Origin of the sequence: Acidovorax sp. sif0632, assembly GCF_019218805.1 — a bacterium.
Lineage (GTDB): Bacteria > Pseudomonadota > Gammaproteobacteria > Burkholderiales > Burkholderiaceae_C > Acidovorax > Acidovorax facilis.
In genome coordinates, this window is the sequence record NZ_JAHUWW010000001.1 from 1,034,877 (window position 1) to 1,057,338 (window position 22,462).

Consider the following 22,462-nt stretch of genomic DNA (forward strand, 5'->3'; position numbering starts at 1 on the left):
TTGTTCATCGCCATGGTGTTCAAAACCGGCGTAGCGCCATCGCTAGCGTACCCCTGGAACTGGCTCTGCCAGGCCACAGGGTGCGTCTCCCTCTGGGGGAAGGCGCGAAGCGGCTCAGGGGGAATACACTCCCGCCCGTGTCACTGTTCAAAGCCGCCTCCACCGTTTCCCTTTTGACCCTTGCCTCCCGCATCACCGGGCTGGTGCGAGAGCTTCTCATGGCTTCCGTCTTTGGGGTTAGTGCCATGACGGACGCCTTCAATGTGGCATTTCGTATCCCCAATCTGTTCCGGCGGGTGCTGGGCGAGGGCGCCTTCAGCCAGGCTTTTGTCCCGGTGCTGTCCGCCACCCGTGCCCAGGAGGGCGAAGAGAGTGCCCGCGCGCTGATCGACCATGTGGGCACCTTGCTGGCATGGACGCTGGTGCTGCTGTGTATTGCTGGCGTGCTGGGCGCCCCCTGGATGGTGTGGGGCATGGCCAGCGGGCTCAAGCAGTCGCCCCAGGGCTTTGACGCCGCCGTCACCATGACGCGCTGGATGTTCCCGTACATCGGCTTCATGTCGCTGGTGGCGCTGGCGGGGGGCATTCTCAATACCTGGAAGAAGTTTGCAGTGCCGGCGGCGTCGCCGGTGCTGCTCAACATCGCACTGATCCTGTCCATCACGGTGGGCGCACCCTGGTTTTCCCGCCATGGCATCGAGCCCATTTACGCCCAGGCGGCGGGGGTGATGCTGGGTGGCTTGCTGCAACTGGCCATCCAGGTGCCTGCGCTGGTGCGCCTGGGGTTGCTGCCGCGCATTGGGGTGCGCTGGACGGCCATTCGTGCCGCCTGGTCTGACCCCACCACGCGCAAAGTGGCACGACTGATGCTGCCCGCGCTGCTGGGGGTGAGCGTGGCGCAGATATCCCTGCTGATCAATACGCAGATTGCCTCGCACCTGCCCACAGGCAGCGTGAGCTGGATCACCTACGCAGACCGCCTGATGGAGCTGCCCACCGCGCTGCTGGGCGTGGCGCTGGGTGTGGTACTGATGCCGCAGCTGGCCAGCGCCCGCGCTAAGCAGGACGACGACCAGTACTCGGCCATGCTTGACTGGGGGCTGCGCCTGGTGGTGCTGTTGTCCGTGCCCTGCATGGTGGCCTTGCTGGTCTTTTCAGAGCCGCTGGTGGCGGTGCTGTACCACTATGGGGCCTTTGGCGACCAGGACGTGCGCCAAACCACCCTGGCCCTCACGGGTTATGGCGTGGGCCTGGTGGGCATTGTGGCCATCAAGGTGCTGGCGCCGGGCTTCTATGCCAAACACGACATGCGCACCCCCATGCTCATTGCGGTGGCGGTGCTGGTGCTGACCCAGTTGATGAACCTGGTGCTGGTGCGTTACCTGCAGCATGCGGCCCTGACGTTGACCATCGGCATTGGCGCACTCATCAATGCCGGTTGGCTGTTGATCGGTCTGCTGCGGCGCGGCAGCTACCGGCCCCTGCCGGGGTGGGGCAAGTTCGCCCTGCAGGTGATCGCTGCGAGCGCCTTGCTGGCAGTGCTGCTGGTATGGGGTGCGCAGCATTTCGACTGGGTTGAAATGAGGGGGCAAACCCTGCAGCGGATAGGGTTGCTGGCGGCGCTCATGGCTGCTGCTGCCGTGCTGTACTTTGGCGCGCTGTGGGCGGCCGGGCTCAAGCTGCGCCAGCTGTTGCGGCGCTGATTTCACCGAAGGCCACAAATGCCCTGTCAAGAAGGGCTTTCTGTCGCTTGACGCCGCCCGCCCCGGCACTTACAACACCACCATGTCACTGAGCTATTCCGTACCCACCTCGCTGGAGTACTTTGCATCGCTGGTGCAAAGCGATGATCACTTCCCGCTGCTGGAGGCAGCGGCCAGCCTGGCGCAGGACGAATACCCTGAGCTCGACATGCAGCAACTGCTGGGCGACATGGATCAGTTGCTTGCGCGCATCAAGCGCCGCCTGCCTGCCGACGCACCTGCGCTGCAGCGCCTGCGCACGCTCAACCAGTTTTTCTTTGTCGACCTGGGCTTTGGCGGCAACATCAATAACTACTACGACCCCGAAAACAGCTATCTCAACGCCGTGCTGCGAACGCGCCGGGGCATCCCCATCAGCCTGGCCGTGTTGTGGATGGAGCTGGCCCAGGGCCTGGGCCTGCATGCCCGGGGCATTGCATTCCCCGGGCACTTCATGGTCAAGGTGCTGCTGCCCAAAGGACAGGTGGTGCTGGACCCGATCTCGGGCCAGTCGCTCAGCCGCGAAGAGCTTGCCGAACGGCTGGAGCCTTACAAGCGCCGCAACGGCCTGGTGGACGACTACGACGTGCCGCTGGGCCTGTACCTTCAGGCGGCCACACCGCGCGACATCATTGCGCGCATGCTGCGCAATCTGAAAGAGGTGCACCGCACGCAGCACGACTGGCAGCGCTTGATCACCGTGCTCGACCGGCTCATCGTGCTGCTGCCTGACGCCTGGGGCGAGCGGCGCGATCGGGGGCTGGCCCATGCCGAGCGGGGCAACACCCTCGAAGCGATGGCCGATCTGGAAGCCTACCTTGCCCACGCCGAAGACGGGCTCGACATCGACCTGATCGCTGACCGGCTGAGCGCGCTGCGCAACGCCAACGGCTGACGCTCAGAACGGCGCGCTGCCTTCTGGCAGTGCCGCCTGCAATTGCGCCACCTGCCGACGCAGCTCGGTGTTCTCTGCCGTCAGTTCTGCCACGCGGGCCCGCAGGGCCTGCAGTTCATCGGCGCCCGCTTCGGTGCCCGGGCTGGCGTCCTTGGCCGCAGGGCTTTCGTCCGATGGCGCTTCATCGCGTGGCTTGCGCTTGTTGAGTTCGCGCACACGCTTGGCGGCCTGCTTGAGTTCGTCCTTGCCTGCCACCACCGCCGCCACTTGCTCTTCGGCCGGAAGGGTGGCCACAGCCGCTGCCGCATTGATGGAAATGGTGCCGGACTTCACGGCCGCTACCAGCTCGGGTGCGGCCTGCTTCTGGATTTTTTCGATCATCACCACCTGGCTGCTGCTCAGGCGCGCGGCCTTGGCAATGGCTTCGCGGCTGTCCAGGGGCGAGGGTGCGGGCAGGGCGGCCGTAGCCTCGGGGGTGTCAGGGGTGGTGGTGGCCGCTTCGGTGTCTGCGGCCGTCGTTGCGCGGGCCTTGCGGTCGGCCATGATCTCGCGCTTGCGCAGTGCCAGTACACCGCGCTGGAAATCCGATACGCTGCGGCGTCCCAGGTGCTGGTCGATCATCCACAGGTGCACGTCTTCCATCGACTGAAAGCGCGGGTTTTGCACCGTCTGGAACGGCAGGCCATGCTTTTGGCAGATGCCATAGCGGTTGTGGCCGTCCACCAGCACATCGCCCCACAGCACCAGCGCGTCGCGGCAGCCTTCGGCCAGGATGCTGCGCTCCAGCGCCTCGTGTTCGTCGGGGGTCAGGGGTTCGATATAGGCTTTGAGTTCTTCGTTGACGACGATGTTCATGGCAGGGCAGGCAATCGGGAGCGGGGAAGGGGCGCGATTGTAGAGGCCCCGACAAGAGTCCTGGGCCAGGGCGCCGCCCTGGGCACTACTGGTCTCGCGTGCCCCGCAGCGCCAGCCAGCCCGCTACCGCTGTAAAGGCCGCCACCACGGCCACGATGATCCAGAAGCCGTGCCCGTTGTCAGCCAGCGGCACGCCGCCCACGTTCATGCCGAACAGGCCGGCCAGGATGTTGATGGGCAGGGCCAGCACGGTCACCACCGTCAGCACAAAGAGGCTGCGGCTGTTGGCTTCCTGCACGCTGGCTGCGATCTCTTCCTGCAGCAGCTTGATGCGCTCTTGCAGTCCCTGCATGTCGCGCAGCACCACCGAGAACTCTTCCGTGGAGTCGCGCAGCTCCTGCGCATCGTCCGATCCCATCCAGGCCGGTGGATGCTGCAGTAGGCGGAACAACGCCGCAGGCTCGGGCGCCAGCAGCCGCTGCAGGCGCACCAGCAGGCGCCGCAGCACACCCAGGCGTGCGCGTTTGTGGTCCAGGCGCCCGGCCAGCAGCGCGTCTTCCACGTCGTCGATGCGCTGGGTCACTCCGCGCACGATGTCCACCAGACCCGAGGCCTGCGTGCGCATCAGTTCGGCCAGCAGGGCCACGCTGGAGCAGGGCGCATTGCCGCTGCGCACGGCGGTGCGCAGTGCGTCCACCGACCGCAACGGGCGTGTGCGCCCAGTCACCATCAGGTGAGGCGCCACGCTGGTCCACAGGGTGGCGATGTCCGAGGGCTCGAACGCAAAGTCAAAGTGCGCGTCGTTGAGCACCGCGATCAGGGTGTCGTCGTCGCGCTCGATGCGGGTGGACACAGAACGGTCCTTGAGCGCGTCAAAAAATGCTTCGGGCAGATCGGCATGCCGCTCCATCCAGCGCACGGCCTGCGCGTGGCTGAGGTTGAAATGCAGCCACAGGAACTGCCCTTGCGGTGCGGCTCCTGATGGAATGCTTGCCAGCCACTGCGCCGCCTGCACGGTATCGACCTCGCGCGGCGCGGTGTTTGCGGCGAGCAGGTAGCCGCAGATGAGCCCGGCGGCATCACCCCCATAGTTCAGGCTGTTGCCTGCAGGCGCAGCGTTGGGGCGGTGGGGGGCGGGGGGAGCGGAGGGCACGGGCCTGAATCCTGGCTGCTGCACATGACATGGCCGTGACAGATCACACCCGTGTCACGGTCCTGTCACTTGGCGGTACCACCATGGCGCCATCTTTTTTTGCACCGCCGGACGGCACCATGTTCCACAGCAACACCCTTGACACCCAGGAGCTGATGCAGCGCATCGCCAACGACCTCATCGACAGCTACGACGAAGAGCTGGAGCTGGAGATCGAGGACCGCAATGTGGACGACATCGGCGCGCCGCAGCCCACCGATCGCCTGGCGCGCCAGCAGTATTTCAAGGATCTGTTCCAGTTGCAGGGTGAACTTGTCAAGCTGCAGGACTGGGTGCAGCACAGCCGCCAGAAGGTGGTGATCCTGTTCGAGGGACGCGATGCAGCCGGCAAGGGCGGCGTGATCAAGCGCATCACCCAGCGCCTGAACCCGCGCGTGGCCCGTGTGGCCGCGCTGCCCGCACCGAATGACCGCGAGCGCACCCAGTGGTACTTTCAGCGCTATGTGGCGCACCTGCCTGCGGCCGGCGAGATGGTGCTGTTTGACCGCAGCTGGTACAACCGTGCGGGCGTCGAGCGGGTGATGGGCTTTTGCAGCGACGACGAATACGAAGAGTTCTTCCGCACCGTGCCTGAGTTTGAAAAGATGCTCGTGCGCTCGGGCATCACACTCGTCAAATACTGGTTCTCCATCACCGACGAAGAGCAGCATCTGCGCTTTCTGGGCCGCATCCACGACCCGCTCAAGCAGTGGAAGCTCAGCCCCATGGACCTGGAAAGCCGCGTGCGCTGGGAGGCCTACACGAAGGCCAAAGAGACGATGCTGGAGCGCACCCACATCCCCGAGGCGCCTTGGTGGGTCGTGCAGGCGGTGGACAAGAAAAAGGCCCGCCTCAATTGCATCGCCCACCTGCTGTCGCAACTGCCCTACCAGGACGTGCCCCACCCGACCGTGGTGCTGCCCGAGCGGGTGCGCAACCCCGAATACCTGCGTCAGCCGGTGCCCGCGAGCATGTACGTGCCCGAGGTGTATTGAAGAATTGCTATTAAATTAATAGCTATATGCGCTTGTCTATCAAGCGCTAGCGGCCAAAATCAGCGCGCCAACTCCTCTCGCACAGCCGCGACTTGCCGGCGGGAGACCGCCAGCAATTCGGTGGATCCCTGCAGCCGCACCGCCCAGCCTTCGCCTTCTTCGGGGTCGTAGTGTTTCTCCAGTGCGCGTACGGCGCGGCGGGCCACGAGCGCATTGCGGTGGATGCGCAGGAAGCGCGGGGCGAACTTGGTTTCTATCTCGCTGAGCGAGCCGTCCATGATGTAGCTGCGGGTGGTGGTGCGCACGGTCACGTACTTCTGCTCGGCCTTGAAGTACAGCACCTCGGCCAGGGGCAGGCGTTCGGTGCGGCCCCGGTCCTGGATCAGCAGGGTTTCGCCTTCGGGCAGGCTGGGCGCCTGGGCGGGTGCGGAAGGGCGTGCGCTGCGCTGCGCCTTGGCCAGTGCCTGCTGCAAGCGTTCGCGGCGTACGGGCTTGGTCAGGTAGTCGGTGGCGTCCAGCTCGAACGCGCTCACGGCGTGGTCGGCGTGGGCCGTCACAAACACCACCGCCGGGGGCTGGGGCAGGGTCTGCAGTGTGTGGGCCAGGGCCAGGCCGTCCTGGCCGGGCATGTGGATGTCGAGCAGCACCAGGTCAAAACCCCGTCCGCCCGTGGGCCCCAGCAGCGCCATGGTTTCGCTCGCGTTGGAGGCCTCGGCCACCGTCATGCGCTGAGCGGGCTGGGCCTGGGCGCAATCGGCCAGCAGGGTCCGCAGGCGGCTGCGCGCAAGGGCTTCATCGTCAACGATCAGGATGTTCATGGTCTCTCAAGGGGCTGTTGTTGTCGTTGGGGCTGTCCACCATGCGGCGCTGCAACGGCGCCGCGCGGCTGCCATGGCGGTTGCCGGGGTTGCCAGAACTGCGGCGCGCGGGCGGTGCTGTGCTGCGCCCACCCCGGGCGCGGGGCTGGGGGTCGGGGGCGGGCAGGGTAATGCGCACCTGGTAGAGGCCGTCCTGCACGCCAGCGGTGAACTCGCCCTGCACATCGTGCAGCAGCGCCAGCCGCGCACGCACATTGGCCAGCGCAATGCCGTGGCCGCGGGGCGCGGTGTCTTCTCCATTGCCATGGCTGTTCTTGGCTTCCTTGGGGGGAAGGGTGTTGGTAATGCGCACCACCACACGGCTGCCGCGCAGCTCGGTCAGCACGCGGAGCTTGCCACCCCGGTCGCTGGGCTCCACGCCGTGTTTGACGGCGTTTTCCACCAGAGGCTGCAGCAGCAGCGGGGGCAGGCGGGCGCCGTCGGTGCGGGGGTCCAGGTTCCACTGCACCTGCAGGCGTTTGCCAAAGCGCACCTCTTCGATGCCCAGGTAGCGGCGCGCGAGCGTGATTTCTTCGGCCAGCGTGGTCGATTCACCCTGCTCGATGAGGGCGACCCGAAACAGGTCGGACAGGTCTTCCAGCAGCGATTCGGCCTTGGCGGGTTCTTCACGCACCAGCGCGATGGCGCTGTTGAGCGTGTTGAACAGAAAATGGGGGCGGATGCGTGACTGCAGCTCCGTCAGGCGCGCCGTGGTGGCTGCGGGCGTGCGGCCCCGCGCGCGCAGCACCAGCGCGGCCACCAGCATGGCTGCCAGCAGCGCGCCCGTGGCGGCGCTGGCCAGCCAGGGCGCCGAGGTGGGTTGCGCCACCAGCGCCAGCATGCCGCAGGCATAGGCCCCGGCCAGGGCACCCAGCAGCACGCCCGCCAGGTATTGCTGCACGGTGGTCAGTCGCTGCAGCACGGTCTTGAGGCTGCAGGCCGTGACCAGCCACAGCAGCGTGGCGGGCAGCGCACCGCCCGTCAGCAGTGCCAGGGTGGCCAGCCATTCCACAGGGTTGCCCGCCCCATACATCGCGCCCACGCCCACCACCAGCTCCACGAACAGCACGGCCCGCAGCACCACGCCCACCTGGCAGGCGTCAAACACCAGGGCCCGCCCGCGCGGCGGCTGCCCGCCCGGCCCGGCGCCAGCGGCCGCCCGCACGCTGCGCGCAGACCTTTCTGGCGGGCCAGAATCCGGCAGCGGGGGCTGGGTCGATAAAATTTGCGTGTTTTGCATTGCGGCATCCGGGCAGTCCGGGTGTCTGAACCATCGGATTATTGCCCTCCTATGTCCAAAGCCCAAGCCACCAGCGCTGACTCTGCGCCATCCCACAACCAGCTCGACACCAAGGCCCAGGCTTGGTCGGCGCTGTTTTCCGAGCCCATGAGCGATCTGGTCAAGCGCTACACCTCCAGCGTGTTCTTCGACAAACGCCTGTGGCAGGCCGACATTGCAGGCAGCCTGGCGCACGCCGAGATGCTGGCCGCGCAGGGCATCATCGGAGCCGATGACCACGCCTCCATCCAGCGCGGCATGGCGCAGATCACCTCCGAGATCGAGTCCGGTGCGTTCGAGTGGAAGCTCGACCTGGAAGACGTGCACCTGAACATCGAAGCCCGCCTGACCCAGCTGGTGGGCGACGCTGGCAAGCGCCTGCACACCGGCCGCAGCCGCAACGACCAGGTGGCCACCGACGTGCGCCTGTGGCTGCGCGGCGAGATTGATCTGATTGGTGACCTGCTCAAGGAGCTGCAGGTGTCGCTGGTCGATGTGGCCGAGCAGAACGTCGAGGTGATCCTGCCCGGCTTCACCCACCTGCAGGTGGCCCAGCCCGTGAGCTTTGGCCACCACATGCTGGCCTATGTGGAAATGTTCAAACGCGATGCCGAGCGCATGGCCGACGTGCGCCGCCGCACCAATGTGCTGCCCCTGGGCGCTGCTGCGCTGGCCGGCACCACCTACCCGCTGGACCGCGAGCGTGTCGCAAAAACTTTGGGTATGGAAGGTGTGTGCCAGAACAGCCTGGACGCCGTGAGCGACCGCGACTTCGCCATCGAATTCACCGCCGCCGCCAGCCTGTGCATGGTGCATGTGAGCCGTCTGTCTGAAGAACTCATCATCTGGATGAGCCAGAACTTCGGCTTCATCAAGATCGCCGACCGCTTCACCACCGGCTCTTCGATCATGCCGCAGAAGAAGAACCCCGACGTGCCGGAACTGGCGCGCGGCAAGACCGGCCGCGTGGTGGGCCACCTGATGGGCCTGATCACCCTGATGAAGGGTCAGCCCCTGGCCTACAACAAGGACAACCAGGAAGACAAGGAGCCGCTGTTCGACACCGTGGACACGCTCAAAGACACGCTGCGCATCTTTGCCGAGATGGTGGGCGGCCAGATGAACCCCGCCACGGGCCAAAAGGAAGGCGGCATCACCGTGAACGCGCAGGCCATGGAGCAGGCTGCCCTCAAGGGCTACGCCACGGCCACTGACCTGGCCGACTACCTGGTGAAAAAGGGCCTGCCCTTCCGCGACGCGCACGAAACCGTGGCCCATGCCGTGAAGGCGGCCACCTCGCACGCGTGCGACCTGTCGGAGCTGCCTTTGACGGTGCTGCAGGGCTTTCACCCCGCCATCGAGAAGGATGTGTACGAGTGCCTGAGCCTGCGTGGCTCGCTCAACGCCCGCAATACGCTGGGAGGTACGGCCCCGGCCCAGGTGCGTGCACAGCTGGCGCGCCACCGGGCACGCCTGGCCTGATTTTTGCGGTGCCCATTGCACATCCCTTCGGAGCTTTTGCCATGACCCCATCCCGCCGCAGCCTGTTGTCCCGTCTTTTGCGCACCAGCGCCTTTCTGGGGGCTGCGCTGACCGTGGGGCTCGCGTCGGCGCAGTCGGCCAAGCCCATTCGCCTGCTGGTGGGGTTCCCGCCCGGCGGTGGTTCGGACGCCATTGCGCGCACCTTGTCCGAGAAGCTCAAGGACGAACTGGGCGTGCCAGTGGTGGTGGAAAACCGCCCTGGCGCCGGGGGCCAGATTGCGGCCCAGGCGCTCAAAGCCGCAGTGCCCGATGGGACCACGCTGTTCATCACGCACGACCACACCATCTCCATCCTGCCCCAGGTGGTCAAGAACGCCGGCTTCGACCCGGTGCGCGACTTCGTTCCCGTCGGTGGCTTTGCCACCTTTGTGAATGCATTTGCCGTCTCGGGCGGCACGCCCGCCAAGTCGTTCGGCGACTACGTCAACTGGGTGCGCACGGCGGGCCAGGGCAAGGGGGCCGTGGGTATCCCGGCGCCAGCTTCCACCCCCGAATTCCTGGTCAAGCTGATCGGGCAGAAGTACCAGATCGACCTGGTGTCCGCCCCCTACCGGGGCAGCGCGCCCATGATGGCCGACATGCTGGGCAACCAGATCGGTGCAGGCGTCGCCTCGGTGCAGGATTTCATCGAGAACCACAAGGCGGGCAAGGTGCGCGTGGTGGGCGTGCTCGGCACCAAGCGCCAGGCCGCCATGCCCGATGTGCCCACGTTCGACGAAATGGGCCTCAAGGGCTTTGAAGACCTGCCGTACTACGGCATCTACGCCCCCACCGGCACACCGCAGAAGTTCATCACCGAGTTCTCCATCGCCCTGTCCAAGGTGGTGGCGATGCCGGATGTGCGCGAGCACCTGACGGCCATGGGCCTCACGGTGGGCTACATGACACCGCAGCAGCTGGCCACCCGCCAGGCGGCCTACACCGAGGCTTGGACGCGCATCATCAAGACCAGCGGGTTTGTGGCGCAGTAGGCCAGGGCGTGCTTGGTGTGGTCATTCGAGCGGATGCCGCTGCATCCTCCAGTTCCTGAGAACGGTCGAATTGCGGAAATTCAAACTGCGGATTCACGTGCTTCAGATTTCTAAGGCTGGGCTGGGCCTTTGAATTGGTGCGCCGCAAAAGCCGTGACCCTGTCAAAGCGCTCCTCGGGCAGGGTGTCCAGAGTCTGCTGCAGGCGCGGGGCCTGCAGACGTTCATTCTCATCGGCGCGATGGCTCTTTCATGGCAGTGTCTGTGCCGTCGCGGCGGGTGCCTTTTGGGGCCGTGGCCGAGGCTGCGAAGCGGGCCGGTGCCCGCAGTTCAGTGCGCGCGCGCCCGGCCCGAACCCTGCGACGGCGTGCCTCCGCGCCCGAACTGGTGCCAGGCCCGGCGCAGCTGGGTGTCGGAGCTGAACCCCGCCATCAGCGCCGCCTGCGTCACGTTCTGGCCCGAGCGCAGCGCGGCCTCGGCCGTGGCCAGGCGGATGCGCCGCAGGTACTGCAGCGGGGCGATGCCTGCATGTTCCAGAAACAGCCGCGTGAGGTGGCGCGGCGAGGTATGTGCCACCTCGGCCATCTGCGGCACGCTCCAGTCGGCCTGCGGTTGCTGGCCCACGGCATCCTGCACGCGGTGCAGTGCGGGGTGCATGTGGTTGCGGTGGTGCAGAAACGGCGAGAACTGCGGGTCGTCCGGCCCCCGGCGCAGCCCGATCACCATGGCCTGCGCCACCTGCACCGCCACCGTGGGGCCGCAGATGTCGGAGATGCGGTGGAGCAGCAGGTCGATGCCGGTGGTCACGCCTGCGCTGGTGTAGATGGGGCCATCGGCCACGAACACGCGGTTGGCGGCCACGTCGCAGCGTGGGTCTACCAGGGCCAGCTCGTCCAGGTGCAGGTGGTGCGTGGTGGCGCGCCGGCCGGTCAGCAGCCCTGCATGGGCGGCCAGCACCGCGCCCGCGCACACGGTGACCAGCTCCAGCTGCCCGGCCACCGGGCGCAGGCCGCGCAGCCAGTGCAGCAGGGCCTGGGCTTCGGGGCCGCTCACGTCGATGTGGTGGCCTGCCAGGCCCACCAGCACCACCCACGCGGGGCTGGGCAGTGTGTCAGGCAGCGGCGCCAGCCCGGTGACAGCGACCCCCACGGACGACATCGACTCGGGCGTGGGGCTCACGAAGTGCTGCACAAAGCGCTCTGGTTGGCCCAGGGCGACCAAGGTCTGGTTGGCAATGCGCAGCGCCTCGGCCGGGCCGGCCCAGTCCAGAACCAGGCTGCCAGGCAGCAGGGCGAAGTACACGTGGATGGGGGAATGTGTTATGTCCTGCATGACAAGTTCTTGAAAAAGGCGCCGCTCCCAAGGCGTTTTATGGCTCCCTGTTCCACGGGGTGTCCATCTGGCGGGCGGTGCGCTCCGCGAGTGCTGCGCCCGCCAGCCGGGTGACCAGATGCAGGCTCATGTCAATGCCGGCGCTGATGCCGGCCGACGTGACCAGCGCCCCCCGGTCTACCCAGCGCACATTTTCCTGCACATCCAGCGCGGGAAACTGCGCCCGCAGGTCAGCAATGTCCTCCCAGTGGGTGGTGGCAGGGCCTTCGGTCAGCACGCCTGCGGCTGCCAGGATGAACGCACCCGTGCACACCGATGCGGTGATCTGCGCACCACGCGCCGCCTGGGCCACCCAGGCGCGGGTGTCTGCGCAGGCCGCGGCGGCGTCCACCACGCCGCCGGGCACGATGAGCACATCGGGCGCGGTGGCGCTGGTGAAGTCCGCGTCCGGCAGCACGCGCAGACCAGCGCGGGCCCGCACGGGGGCCAGGCTGCGGGCCACGCACTGCACGGCAAATGGCGCGGGTGCGCCAGGCTGCAGGCGCTGCGCCATGCGCACGGCGGTGGTGAACACTTCGTAGGGGCCGCCCAGGTCCAGGGCTTCCACCTCGTCAAAAACGAGGATGGCGACTTGCAGGGGCTTTGGGGGTTTGATGGCAGATGGTGTGGTCATGGTGTGGTGCGGGGAGGGGGTGGGCAAACACATAACGCGGATAGGTGCCGTGCGCAGTCGTTGTGGCGTTCAGGTCGATATCGACGGTGCAAAAGAGTTGTTCTGCCGTGGTGCGGGCGAGCAGGGCGCCATCGGGGCTGATGACCCAGCCCGCGCCGCCATAGGTGCCTGCGGCGTGGTCCGCGCGGTTGGACGACAGGCTGTAGGCGCCAGTGCGCACGGCCGCAACGGTGCCCACGGCCAGCCATTTGTCGGTGGTGGCGGCCGCTGTGGCGCGCGGCGACAGGATGGCCTGCAGCCCGCCCAGCGCCGCATAGTGGGCATAGGTGTCCAGCGCCCAGAGTTCGGTGCAAATGTTCAGGCCGAAGGCCAGCGGCCCGGCGTTGAAACGGGGAAATGCTGCATCACCGCGCTCAAACCACTGGGCCTCCCAGCCACCCGGTTCATCGGGCAGGTGGAACTTGCGCCGCAGGGGCGCGTAGCCGGTCTGCGCGGACCAGAGAAAGCCTTCGTTCAAGCGCTGCCCGCCCGCAGTGACAGGCCTCGCTCCCACCACCCAGTCGGCGCCCAGCTCAGGAAGGCGGGTCGCCCAGGTGTCGCTGAGTGCGACGGCGGCGCCCCAGCGTGCAGGATCGGCGGGGAGCGATTCCCACACCGGCTCGACAAAGGCGAACTCGGGCAGCAGCACCAGCTCGGATTGCGCGCTGTGGGTGTGGGCGCACAGTGCTACCCAGGCAGCTTCGAGCAGATGGGGTTGGTAGGGCAATTCGCAGACAGTGGCGCGCATGGTGTTCTCCGGCGGTCAGGCTGCGGCCGCTTCCAGGGCGTCCAGGGCTTCCCGCACGGTGCGCAGGGTGGCAAAGCGGCCCTGCAGCACCGTGGCGGTGCGGGTCTTGATGTCGGCGGCTGCCAGCGTCTGGCCGTCGGGCTGCACCATGTCCCAGGTCAAGGTGGCGTCGGTCACATAGTCCACCTCCCAGCCCAGATCCGAGGCGTGGCGCGTGGTGGTTTCGCAGCATTGTTCGGTGCGGATGCCGCTGATGATGAGGCGCTGGATGCCATGACGCGTCAGCCACACGTCCAGTCCCGTGCCCACCAGCGCGCTGTGGCGCGACTTGGTGAAGGTGGCGGCCGCCTCGAAGGGCGCCAGGCCATCGAGTACGCGCACCTGGCCTGACACCTGCGAAAACGCATTCTCTGGCACTTCGGGGCCTTCGCTGTGGAACACCCGCACCACCGGCACGCCGCGCGCCACGCAGCCTTCGATCAGGGCGTTCTGGGCCTGCAGATAGGCGGGCAGGTCGTGCGTGGTGAAGTAAGGGCGGTGGCGAAAGGACTCCTGGACGTCAATCACAATCAGACATGTTTTCATGGTGTACTTCTTTCGATGGATGGTTTGAAGCCTTTATTTTTATTGCACTAAGGCGTGGAGTCCGCGCCAGACGGGACAGGTTTCGATCAATTTACGCCATCGGTGGAGGTCTTGGCGAGGTTTCGCAGGGAATGGTGGGCGAGCGGGCCATGGGGTTGTCTTGAAAAAGGCGATTAACGCCGTATGGGTAATGTTTTGTAGCTATCAAATTGATAGTTTTGCGCGGTGAGCCGCATAAGCTGTTATGGTGATTAGGGTTTTCCCTAAATTTTTTTGCCCTCTACAGCCCACCCACTACGCAACTCCCCGCCATGGTCAGACGCTCCCGCTTGTTTTCCCTGTCAGCGCTGACGCGGGCCTACCAGCGCAACCTGAAGGCCTTTGCCCGGGCGGCGCGCCCTGTGCGCGCCAAGGCCCCGGCTGCGCCGCGCCGGGTGGTGCCTGCGCCAGCCGTGCCAGCCCGGCGCGCGGCCAGCAAGCCCGTGCCCGCTCGCGGAGAGTGGGTCGGTGGCGTTGCACCCGGGCCTGCGGGCGCGCGGCGCTACCACCTCTACATCCCGCCAGGGCTGGCGCTGAAAGCAGACGAGAAACTGCCCTTGCTGGTCATGCTGCATGGCTGCGGCCAGACGGGGGGCGATCTGGCTGCCGCCACGCGCATGAACCGGCTGGCCGCGCGCGAGCGTTTTCTGGTGCTGTACCCCGAGCAGGAGCGTATGGCCAACGCCCATGGTTGCTGGAACTGGTTTGAGCGCCGCAACGGCAAGGCCCAGGCCGAGGCAGCCACGCTGCTGGCTGCGGTGGACAAGGTGGCGCGCCGCTACCCGGTGGACCTGGCCCGTGTGGCCGTGGCGGGCTTGTCGGCCGGTGCCAGCATGGCCGTGCTGATGGCCGCGCTCTATCCCCAGCGGTTCTGTGCCGTGGCCATGCATTCCGGGGTGGCACCGGGCACGGCCGAATCGGCCGCCACGGCGCTGGCCGCCATGCACGGGCGGCGCGCTGCGCATCTGCCAGAGCCCCTGGGTGTCTCCCTCAACCAGGGCGCAACCCCTTCCGTGCTGCCGCTGCCGCCCCTGCTGGTGCTGCATGGCGATGCCGATGGTGTGGTCTCGGTGCGTAACGCGGCGGCTACGGCCCTGCTGTGGGCGGACGCGCTGGGCGCGCGGGCCGGAGCCTTGCGCACCCTGCAGCGTGGCCAGCGCCATGCCATGCGGGTGACCGAATTCAAGACCCGGGGCCGCACCGTGGTGGCACTGCGCGAAGTGGCGGGGCTGGCCCACGCCTGGAGCGGCGGCGTGGCGCAATTGCCGTTCAGCGACCCGGCCGGGCCGGATGCCTCGGCCCTGGTGTGGGCCTTTGTGGCGCGGCAGTTTGCAAAAAAATGAATAAAAATAGGCTCTAGCGCTTATCTGTCAAGCGCGAGCAGCTATTACATTTGTAGTGAATGTGGTGTTTGATGCTGCCGGTGGCAGCATCCATGGCCGGCTACACCAGCCGCGCTGCCACCAGTTCCTTCTTGAGGTAGGCATAAAACAGCGGGGCCGCCACCAGCCCGGCGGGGCCAAACACGGCCTCGGCCACGAACATCACACTCAGCAGCTCCCACACGCCCATCTGCGTGCGGCGGCCCACCACCTTGGCGTTGATCACGTATTCGGCCTTGTGGATCAGGATCAGAAAGCCCAGGCAGGCGGCCGCCGCCAGCGGCGACACCGACAGCCCCACGATGGTGATGACCACGTTGCACACCAGGTTGCCCACGATGGGCACGAGCCCGGCAATGAACGTGAACGTGATCAGCACGGGCGTGTAGGGCAGCTCCAGATTCCACAGCGGCAGCACAAACAGCAGGAACAGCGCGGTGAGCAGGGTGTTGAACGCCGCAATCCAGAACTGCGCGGCCACGATCTGCCGGAACGCCTCGCCAAACAGTGTGATGCGCAGCTTGAGCTGCTGGGCCAGCGGGCCGCGCGCGAGGGCTGGTGGGCGCACGGCCGCCAGCGCACCGATGAGCAGGCCCACATAGGCAAACAGCAGCCCGGCCAGCCAGGCGCGTCCGGCCATGGCCAGCGCGCCGGCCTTGGCGCCCAGGTAGTTGGCGATGATGCGCTGGATTTCAGCCGCGCCCTCGGGCAGGTGGGCCGCCATGTCGGCAGGCAGCTTCAGGCGCAGCTCCAGCACCGTGCGCGCCATGTAGTTGAGCAGCTCACGGTATTGCTGCGGGGCATCGACCAGATAACCCCGCGAGTGCGTCAGTCCGGCGGCCAGCAGCGCCAGCGGCAGCAGCATGACCAGACCTGCCGCCACCACCTGCGCCACCCGCAGGCTGGGGGCGGAAGGTGTGGACTGGCGCTGCACCCGTCCCAGGCCCTGGGCAAACCAGCGCGTGAGGGCCCGCGTGAGCAGAAAGCCCAGGCACACGCACAACAGGCCCGGCAGCAGGCCGCGCCACATCACCAGCAGCAGCACGGCCGCCACCAACAGGTAGCTGGCCACCACTACGCCCCGGGTCAGGGCGCGCGGAGGCGGCGTGGTGGGCTCGGGCGGTGCGGGGGCGACGGGGGCAGAAGGGGGGCGCTGCGCCATGCGCTGAAACTGGTCGTGTGCGGTGGGGTTGAATGAACGCGGGCGGGGGCGATCAGGCCACCACCACGGCGGCGCCTTCGCCGCGCGCAGCGATCGTGCCAATCGTGTACACCTGCTCGCCCGCAGCGCGCAGCGTGGCAGCTGTGGCCTCAGCGTTGGCGGCATCCACCACCACCACCATGCCAATGCCGTTGTTGAAGGTGCGGTTCATCTCGATGTCGTCGATGCCGGCGGTCTTTTGCAGCCAGGCAAACAGCTCGGTCTGGGGCCAACTTCCCTTGGTCAGATGGGCGGCCGTGCCTTCGGGCAGCACGCGGGGGATGTTCTCCAGCAGGCCGCCACCGGTGATGTGGGCCAGGGCCTTGATCGGATGGACCGCCAGCGCAGCCAGCACGTTCTTTACGTACAGGCGGGTGGGTTCCATGATGGCCTGCTTGAAGGGCTTGCCGTCCAGCGTGGCGGGCACGGTGCCAGCGGCTTCGGCGCGGTCGATGCACTTGCGCACCAGGCTGAAACCGTTGGAATGCACACCATGGCTGGCCAGGCCCAGCACCACGTCGCCGGGCTGCACGTCCTTGCCGGTCAGGATCTTGGACTTTTCGACCGCACCCACGGCAAAGCCGGCCAGGTCGTACTCACCGGCAGGGTACATGCCGGGCATTTCGGCCGTTTCGCCGCCGATCAGCGCGCAGCCGCTCAGTTCGCAACCCTTGGCGATGCCGCCCACCACGGCCGCAGCCGTGTCCACATCGAGCTTGCCGCAGGCGAAGTAGTCCAGGAAGAACAGGGGCTCGGCGCCTTGCACCAGCACGTCGTTCACGCTCATGGCCACCAGGTCGATGCCCACGGTGTCGTGCATGTTCCATTCAAACGCCAGCTTGAGCTTGGTGCCCACGCCGTCGGTGCCGGAGACCAGCACCGGCTCCTTGTAGCGCTTGGGCACTTCGAACAGCGCGCCAAAGCCGCCAATACCCGCCAGCACACCTTCGCGCATGGTCTTCTTGGCCAGGGGTTTGATGCGTTCGACTAGGGCATCGCCCGCGTCGATGTCAACGCCAGCGTCTTTGTAGGACAGGGGGGTGGGGGAGGTGGCAGAGGTGCTCATAGGGGTGCTCAAGGCAGGGACGGCACGGAACAGCGTGCGCAGCAGACTAAAATTTGCCCAGATTTTACGGGTTGCGCACCCAGTGCCACCCGCTCACCCCTTCACACCGCCCTGTTTTGTCCTTCAAGCCCATGCTGTTTCATGCCCCAACCCTCTGCCTGCGTGCCTGTGGGCGGCAGCCATGATGAAGCAACTGGCACTGGACATCGGCCTGGCCACAGGGCCCACGCTGGCCCGGTTTCATGCAGGTCCCAATGAAGCCGCCCTGCAACATCTGCGCCTGGCCGCCGGCGAGGGCAGCAGCGAGGCCACCCGCTCCCCCGTGCCCACCTACCTGTGGGGCGAGCCCGGCAGTGGCAAGACCCATTTGCTCCAGGCCGTGCGCCAGGCCCTGCGCGAGCAGGGCTCCAGCGTAGGCTGGCTCGATCCGGCCGTCGCCGAACCCCCTGATTTCGACGAAAACTGGGCAGCCGTGCTCATGGACGACGTGCACCTGTACAGCACAGCCCAGCAGGCCACCGCGTTCAATTGGTTCGTCAACGCCATCAGCCCCGCCAGCGGCAGCCAGCGCTGGGTGCTGGCTGCTGGCAACCTGCCCCCGGCAGACCTGCCCTTGCGCGACGACCTGCGCAGCCGCCTGGGCTGGGGCCACGTGTTCCAGCTGCAACTGCTGGGCGAGGCCGAGCGCCGCGCCGTGCTGCGCCAGGAGGCCGACGCACGTGGCGTGTTCCTGGGCGACGAAGTCATGGACTACATGCTCAACCGTTTCTCGCGCGACCTGGGCAGTCTCATGCAGCTCTTGGACCAGCTGGATGCCTTTGCCTTGCGCACCCAGCGCGCCATCACGATTCCCTTGCTCAAGACAATGTTGGAATCGGAATAACGCCGTGCCCCCACGTCTTTTTTTACGTGTGAACCTGAATGACTTCTGAACCCCGCCGCCTGCGGCTTGCGCTGTTTGACCTGGACCACACGCTGCTGCCGCTCGACTCCGACTACGAGTGGGGCGAATTCACCATCCGCATCGGCTGGAACGACCCCGTGGAGTTCGCGCGCCGCAACGACGAGTTCTACGCCCACTACCAGGCTGGCACGCTCGATGTGCACGACTACGTGCGTTTTGCGACCGAGGCCGTGCGCCTGCGCGGGCCCGAGGCGGCGGCGGCCGCGCACCAGCAGTTCATGCGCGAGGTCATCACCCCGGCCATCAAACCAATGGCGCTCCACCTCATCCGCCAGCACCAGGCTGCAGGCGACGAGGTGCTGATCGTCACCGCCACGAACGAATTTGTGACCACGCCCATCGCGCAGGCGCTGGGCGTGTCGCAACTTCTGGCCGTGCAACTGGTGCGTGACGCCAGCGGCTGGTACACCGGCGAGATCGATGGCATTCCCACCATGCGCGAAGGCAAGGTGCACCGCATGGAACAATGGCTGGCCGAGCGGCAACTGGCCTGGGGAGATGTCGAAAGCACGTTCTACAGCGACTCGATGAACGACGTGCCCCTGCTGGAGAAGGTGAACCACCCGGTGGCCACCAACCCCGACCCGCGCCTGCGCGCCCTGGCCCAGGAGCGCGGCTGGCGCATACTGGACCTGTTTGCGGCCGATGCCGAAACGCCTGCACCACCAGCTGAATGATGAGCGCCTTGCAGCCCCCACCAGCCGCCGTTTCGTGCCCGACCCCCTGAAACCTTTCACTCCATGATCAAGAAGTTCCTAGACAAACTGATGGGCAAATCGACGCCCGGCACCTCGGGCGGCAAGCCCCACTTTGGCAAGCGCGAGGAGGTGCCCGCCTCGGTGCACGGCATCAACCCCGAACTGGTGGACCGCCGTGCTGCCGAGGTGGTTGCCACGCTCAAGCAAGCAGGTTTTGAGGCCTACATCGTCGGCGGCGCCGTGCGCGACCTGCTGCTGGGCCTGCGCCCCAAGGACTTTGACGTGGCCACCAACGCCACGCCCGAGCAGGTCAAGGGGCTGTTCCGCCGCGCCTTCATCATCGGCAAGCGCTTTCGCATCGTGCACGTGGTGCACGGCCGGGGGCGTGAGCATGAAGTGATCGAGGTCTCCACCTTCCGCGCTTACCTGGATAACGCCGCTGCAGGCCAGGTGGCGGGCAACGAAAAGACCAGCAAGGCCCAGCTGTCGGGCATGCAGCACGCTGTGGATGCCAGCGGACGCGTGCTGCGCGACAACGTCTGGGGCCCGCAGGACGAAGACGCCACGCGCCGCGACTTCACCGTGAACGCCATGTACTACGACCCGGTGAGCCAGATCGTGGTCGACTACCACAAGGGCCTGCAGGACGCCAAGAAGAAGACACTGCGCATGATTGGCGACCCCGCCACGCGTTACCGCGAAGACCCGGTGCGCATCATCCGTGCCGTGCGCTTTGCAGCCAAGCTCAGCGGCCTGGGTTTCAGCATCGAGGCCAAGTCGGCAGCCCCGCTGGTGCAGTCGCAGGCGCTGCTGGCCGAGGTGCCGCAGAGCCGCATGTTCGACGAAATGCTCAAGCTGCTGCAAACCGGCCACGCCATTGCCACCATTGAACAGTTGCGCAAGCTGGGCATGGCCAAGGGCATCTACCCGCTGCTGGACGTGGCCGTGGAGCGTGCCGATACGCCATTTGTCAAAGCCGCCCTGGTAGACACCGACCGCCGCGTCAACGAAGGCAAGCCCGTTGCCCCGAGCTTCCTCCTGGCCTGCGTGCTGTGGGAAGACGTGCGCAATGGCTGGCAGACGCGCCTGAACCAGCGCCAGCACCCGCTGCCCGCGTTGCAGGAGGCCATCGACGAGGTGTTCGACAAGCGCATTGGTGATGTGTCCGGCCGGGGCAAACTGGCCGCCGACATGCGCGAGATCTGGGTCATGCAACCGCGTTTTGAAAAGCGCGTGGGCAACACACCGTTTGGCATGGTGATGCAGCCGCGCTTTCGCGCCGGTTTCGACTTCATGCGCTTGCGCGCCGATGTGGGCGAGGTGGAAGAAGCGCTGGCCGAGTGGTGGCAGGACTTCCAGACCGCCGACGACGAGCGCCGTGATGACCTGATGGACCAGGCCAAAGAAGAACAGAAAGCCCGCCAGAAAGCGCAGCCCGTGGTCAAGCGCGTGCCCCGCGCTGCACCCGCCGCCGATCCGCGCGGCTTGCCCCAGGGGTCAGACGCCGGACCGGTCGACAGCGACGCTGAGTTCCCCTCCGAAGGTGGTGCCCCCAAGAAGCGCCGCCGCCGCCGTCGCAAGCCCGGTGGTGCGGGAGGCGGCGAAGGCGCAGCCCCTGCGGCGGCGGGCGAGTGAATCTGCCGGACCTCGGCGAGGAGGGCGAACGGCCCGCCCTGGTCTATGTGGGCCTGGGCGCCAATCTCGGCGAGCGTGAGGCGGCATTGCGCAATGCTTTGGCGGCCATCGGCCAGTTGCCAGGCACCCGGGTCACACGCGTGTCGCCGCTCTACGGCAGCGCGCCGGTCGATGCCGGTGGGCCCGACTACCTCAATGCCGTGGCCGAGCTGACCACGGCACTGGCCCCGCAGCCCCTGCTGCAGGCCCTGCAATCCATCGAACAAGCCGCTGGCCGCCAGCGCCCCTACCGCAACGCCCCGCGCACGCTGGACCTGGACATCCTGTGGTTTGGCGGCCAGGCCATCAACACCCCCGAGCTCACCGTGCCCCACCCTCGGATGGCCGAGCGCGCGTTTGTGCTGCGCCCCCTGGCCGATCTTGCGCCAGAGCGGGTGGACGCCGCAGCGCTGCAGGCCGTGGCATTGCAGGACATCCACCGGCTCGAAGGCCCGGGTTGGGCGGACGCGGTGGTGGGTAGATGATTTGCTCCTAAATCAGGAGCTGCTAGCGCTTTGTAGATAAGCGCTAGAGGCTAAAAAAGCTTAAAAATATTACCCTGCGCGACGGATGGACCCGCACCGGATGAAACTGGCGCAGCCCAACGCCAGTGCCACCGTGGAACCGGCTTTGCCGGGCCACGGGTGGCGTCCCTCTTGGGGGTTGAGATACTGCCGCTCAGGGGGTCAATCCACCTTCGCGCCGGACGCCTTCACCACCTGCTGGTACTTCGCGCGTTCGCTGGCCATGAAGCTGTCGAACTGCTGCGGTGTGGTGGGTACGGGTTCGGCCAGCAAGGCGCCAAAGCGGGTCTTGGTTTCTGGCGCATTGAGGGCGGCTACAAAGGCCTTGTTCAGCTTGTCGATGATGGGCTTGGGCGTGGCTGCGGGTGCCACCAGGCCCCACCAGGTGTCGATGGAAAAGCCCTTGAAAGTAGCAGACAGGGGTGGCACGCCCGGCAGCGAGGGCGAGGCGTCCAGCGAGGTCACGGCAAGGGCCTTGAGCTTGCCGGCACGGATATTGGGCGCGGCGGCCGCCAGGTTGTCGATGTTGAAGTCCACCTCGCCCGCCAGCAGCGCCAGCTGCGCGGGGTTGGCGCCGCGGTAGGGGATGTGCAGCGCAAAGATGCCCGCGCGCTGCTTGAACATCTCGCCCGCCAGGTGGCCCGCGCTGCCATTGCCGCCGCTGCCGTAGTTGAGCTTGGCGGGGTTGGCCTTGGCGTAGGCGATCAGGTCGGCCAGGGTGTTGATCTTGAGCTGCTCGGCTTTGGCGGCGTTGATGACCAGCACGTTGGGAACACGCACCATCTGCGTGATGCCCGCGAAGTCCTTGCCCGCGTCGTAGGGCATCTTGGCGTACAGCCAGGGGTTCACTGCGTGCGTGGCCGTGGCGGCGATGCCGATGGTCAGGCCATCGGGTGCGGCCTTGGCAATGGCGTCGGCACCGATGTTGCCACCTGCACCGCCCTTGTTTTCAATGATCACGGTGCCCAGCGAGTCGCGCACGCGCTCGGCCAGTGCACGCGCCGTCACGTCGATGGGCCCGCCGGGTGCGTAGGGCACGACCAGCCGGATGGGCTGGCCGGAGTCCTGCGCAAGCGCGACCGAGGCCGCGAAGGGGGATGAAAAAGCCGCTGCAACAGCGGCACTGGCGATGAGGTGGTTTCTGCGGTTCATGGTGCCATTGTGCAAAAAATAATAAGACTGCTTACGAAAACTGGTGGACGGCAGCTGTG

Annotated in this window: 21 protein-coding genes; 10 read left to right on the forward strand and 11 right to left on the reverse strand. The window is 66.7% G+C overall.

Translation table 11 applies throughout. The features are described from left to right. Nucleotides 1-137 precede the first annotated feature (137 nt). Both murJ and KW832_RS04645 read left to right on the forward strand, forming a co-directional pair. Nucleotides 138-1,703, forward strand: a complete 1,566-nt coding sequence (murJ, locus tag KW832_RS04640; protein ID WP_218298527.1) for a murein biosynthesis integral membrane protein MurJ — start codon at nt 138-140, stop codon at nt 1,701-1,703. 82 nt (nt 1,704-1,785) lie between these two features. Then, a complete protein-coding gene (locus KW832_RS04645; RefSeq protein ID WP_121422607.1) occupies nt 1,786-2,637 on the forward strand; it encodes a SirB1 family protein in 852 nt (283 codons plus the stop codon). Nucleotides 2,638-2,640: 3 nt separating this feature from the next. Here the strand turns inward: KW832_RS04645 and KW832_RS04650 are convergent, their stop codons facing one another. Beyond that, the gene (locus KW832_RS04650) at nt 2,641-3,492 is read right to left on the reverse strand and encodes a plasmid replication/partition related protein (protein WP_218298526.1); all 852 of its coding nucleotides are present in this window, start codon (nt 3,490-3,492) and stop codon (nt 2,641-2,643) included. A gap of 85 nt (nt 3,493-3,577) precedes the next feature. Next, the gene (locus tag KW832_RS04655; protein ID WP_370628600.1) at nt 3,578-4,645 is read right to left on the reverse strand and encodes a transporter; all 1,068 of its coding nucleotides are present in this window, start codon (nt 4,643-4,645) and stop codon (nt 3,578-3,580) included. 119 nt (nt 4,646-4,764) lie between these two features. Here KW832_RS04655 and ppk2 point away from each other — a divergent pair, with 119 nt between their 5' ends. Further along, nucleotides 4,765-5,679 carry a polyphosphate kinase 2 gene (ppk2, locus tag KW832_RS04660; RefSeq protein ID WP_218299068.1) on the forward strand — a complete coding sequence of 305 codons (915 nt, stop codon included), beginning with the start codon at nt 4,765-4,767 and terminating at the stop codon, nt 5,677-5,679. Between the two features lie 59 nt (nt 5,680-5,738). Here ppk2 and KW832_RS04665 read toward each other — a convergent pair whose 3' ends face one another. Both KW832_RS04665 and KW832_RS04670 read right to left on the reverse strand, forming a co-directional pair. Further along, on the reverse strand, nt 5,739-6,497 hold the full coding sequence (locus KW832_RS04665) for a LytTR family DNA-binding domain-containing protein (RefSeq protein WP_055394454.1): 759 nt from the start codon (nt 6,495-6,497) through the stop codon (nt 5,739-5,741). After that, entirely contained in the window at nt 6,478-7,776 is a 1,299-nt protein-coding gene (locus KW832_RS04670) for a sensor histidine kinase (protein WP_218298525.1), read from the reverse strand. The genes KW832_RS04665 and KW832_RS04670 overlap by 20 nt, the downstream gene beginning before the upstream one ends. Before the next feature lie 51 nt (nt 7,777-7,827). On the opposite strand from KW832_RS04670, the gene argH reads away from it, so the two are divergent. Both argH and KW832_RS04680 read left to right on the forward strand, forming a co-directional pair. Next, nucleotides 7,828-9,297 (forward strand): argininosuccinate lyase, encoded by a 1,470-nt coding sequence (gene argH / locus KW832_RS04675; RefSeq protein ID WP_218298524.1) that lies wholly within the window; start codon nt 7,828-7,830, stop codon nt 9,295-9,297. 41 nt (nt 9,298-9,338) lie between these two features. Beyond that, nucleotides 9,339-10,328 (forward strand): Bug family tripartite tricarboxylate transporter substrate binding protein, encoded by a 990-nt coding sequence (locus tag KW832_RS04680; protein ID WP_121419270.1) that lies wholly within the window; start codon nt 9,339-9,341, stop codon nt 10,326-10,328. Between the two features lie 328 nt (nt 10,329-10,656). Here KW832_RS04680 and KW832_RS04685 read toward each other — a convergent pair whose 3' ends face one another. Genes KW832_RS04685 through KW832_RS04700 form a run of 4 tightly spaced genes read right to left on the reverse strand, consistent with a single transcriptional unit; the run spans nt 10,657 to nt 13,703 of the window. Continuing rightward, on the reverse strand, nt 10,657-11,658 hold the full coding sequence (locus KW832_RS04685) for a GlxA family transcriptional regulator (RefSeq protein ID WP_218298523.1): 1,002 nt from the start codon (nt 11,656-11,658) through the stop codon (nt 10,657-10,659). A 37-nt stretch (nt 11,659-11,695) separates the two neighbouring features. After that, nucleotides 11,696-12,331 (reverse strand): DJ-1/PfpI family protein, encoded by a 636-nt coding sequence (locus tag KW832_RS04690; RefSeq protein WP_218298522.1) that lies wholly within the window; start codon nt 12,329-12,331, stop codon nt 11,696-11,698. Beyond that, nucleotides 12,270-13,118 carry a carbon-nitrogen hydrolase family protein gene (locus tag KW832_RS04695; RefSeq protein ID WP_218298521.1) on the reverse strand — a complete coding sequence of 283 codons (849 nt, stop codon included), beginning with the start codon at nt 13,116-13,118 and terminating at the stop codon, nt 12,270-12,272. Before KW832_RS04695 ends, KW832_RS04690 begins: the two co-directional genes overlap by 62 nt. Before the next feature lie 15 nt (nt 13,119-13,133). Continuing rightward, nucleotides 13,134-13,703 (reverse strand): cysteine hydrolase family protein, encoded by a 570-nt coding sequence (locus KW832_RS04700; RefSeq protein ID WP_218298520.1) that lies wholly within the window; start codon nt 13,701-13,703, stop codon nt 13,134-13,136. Nucleotides 13,704-14,014: 311 nt separating this feature from the next. Here KW832_RS04700 and KW832_RS04705 point away from each other — a divergent pair, with 311 nt between their 5' ends. Beyond that, on the forward strand, nt 14,015-15,085 hold the full coding sequence (locus KW832_RS04705; RefSeq protein ID WP_218298519.1) for a PHB depolymerase family esterase: 1,071 nt from the start codon (nt 14,015-14,017) through the stop codon (nt 15,083-15,085). Nucleotides 15,086-15,185: 100 nt separating this feature from the next. Here the strand turns inward: KW832_RS04705 and KW832_RS04710 are convergent, their stop codons facing one another. Together KW832_RS04710 and purM are read right to left on the reverse strand one after the other, a co-directional pair. Next, the gene (locus KW832_RS04710; RefSeq protein WP_218298518.1) at nt 15,186-16,286 is read right to left on the reverse strand and encodes an AI-2E family transporter; all 1,101 of its coding nucleotides are present in this window, start codon (nt 16,284-16,286) and stop codon (nt 15,186-15,188) included. A gap of 52 nt (nt 16,287-16,338) precedes the next feature. Further along, entirely contained in the window at nt 16,339-17,391 is a 1,053-nt protein-coding gene (gene purM, locus KW832_RS04715) for a phosphoribosylformylglycinamidine cyclo-ligase (RefSeq protein WP_218298517.1), read from the reverse strand. Nucleotides 17,392-17,575: 184 nt separating this feature from the next. Between purM and hda the strand changes: the two genes are divergently transcribed. The 4 genes from hda to folK all read left to right on the forward strand — a co-directional run bounded on the left by hda (nt 17,576) and on the right by folK (nt 21,212). Then, the gene (hda, locus tag KW832_RS04720) at nt 17,576-18,274 is read left to right on the forward strand and encodes a DnaA regulatory inactivator Hda (protein ID WP_218299067.1); all 699 of its coding nucleotides are present in this window, start codon (nt 17,576-17,578) and stop codon (nt 18,272-18,274) included. A gap of 38 nt (nt 18,275-18,312) precedes the next feature. Beyond that, a complete protein-coding gene (locus KW832_RS04725) occupies nt 18,313-19,032 on the forward strand; it encodes an HAD family phosphatase (RefSeq protein WP_218298516.1) in 720 nt (239 codons plus the stop codon). Between the two features lie 63 nt (nt 19,033-19,095). Beyond that, nucleotides 19,096-20,688: a polynucleotide adenylyltransferase PcnB gene (pcnB, locus tag KW832_RS04730; RefSeq protein ID WP_121507224.1), complete on the forward strand. Its 1,593-nt coding sequence runs from the start codon at nt 19,096-19,098 to the stop codon at nt 20,686-20,688. Continuing rightward, nucleotides 20,685-21,212 (forward strand): 2-amino-4-hydroxy-6-hydroxymethyldihydropteridine diphosphokinase, encoded by a 528-nt coding sequence (gene folK, locus KW832_RS04735; protein ID WP_218298515.1) that lies wholly within the window; start codon nt 20,685-20,687, stop codon nt 21,210-21,212. Before pcnB ends, folK begins: the two co-directional genes overlap by 4 nt. Before the next feature lie 201 nt (nt 21,213-21,413). On the opposite strand, the gene KW832_RS04740 is transcribed toward folK, so the two are convergent. After that, the gene (locus KW832_RS04740) at nt 21,414-22,403 is read right to left on the reverse strand and encodes a tripartite tricarboxylate transporter substrate binding protein (RefSeq protein ID WP_055395087.1); all 990 of its coding nucleotides are present in this window, start codon (nt 22,401-22,403) and stop codon (nt 21,414-21,416) included. Between the last annotated feature and the right edge of the window lie 59 nt (nt 22,404-22,462).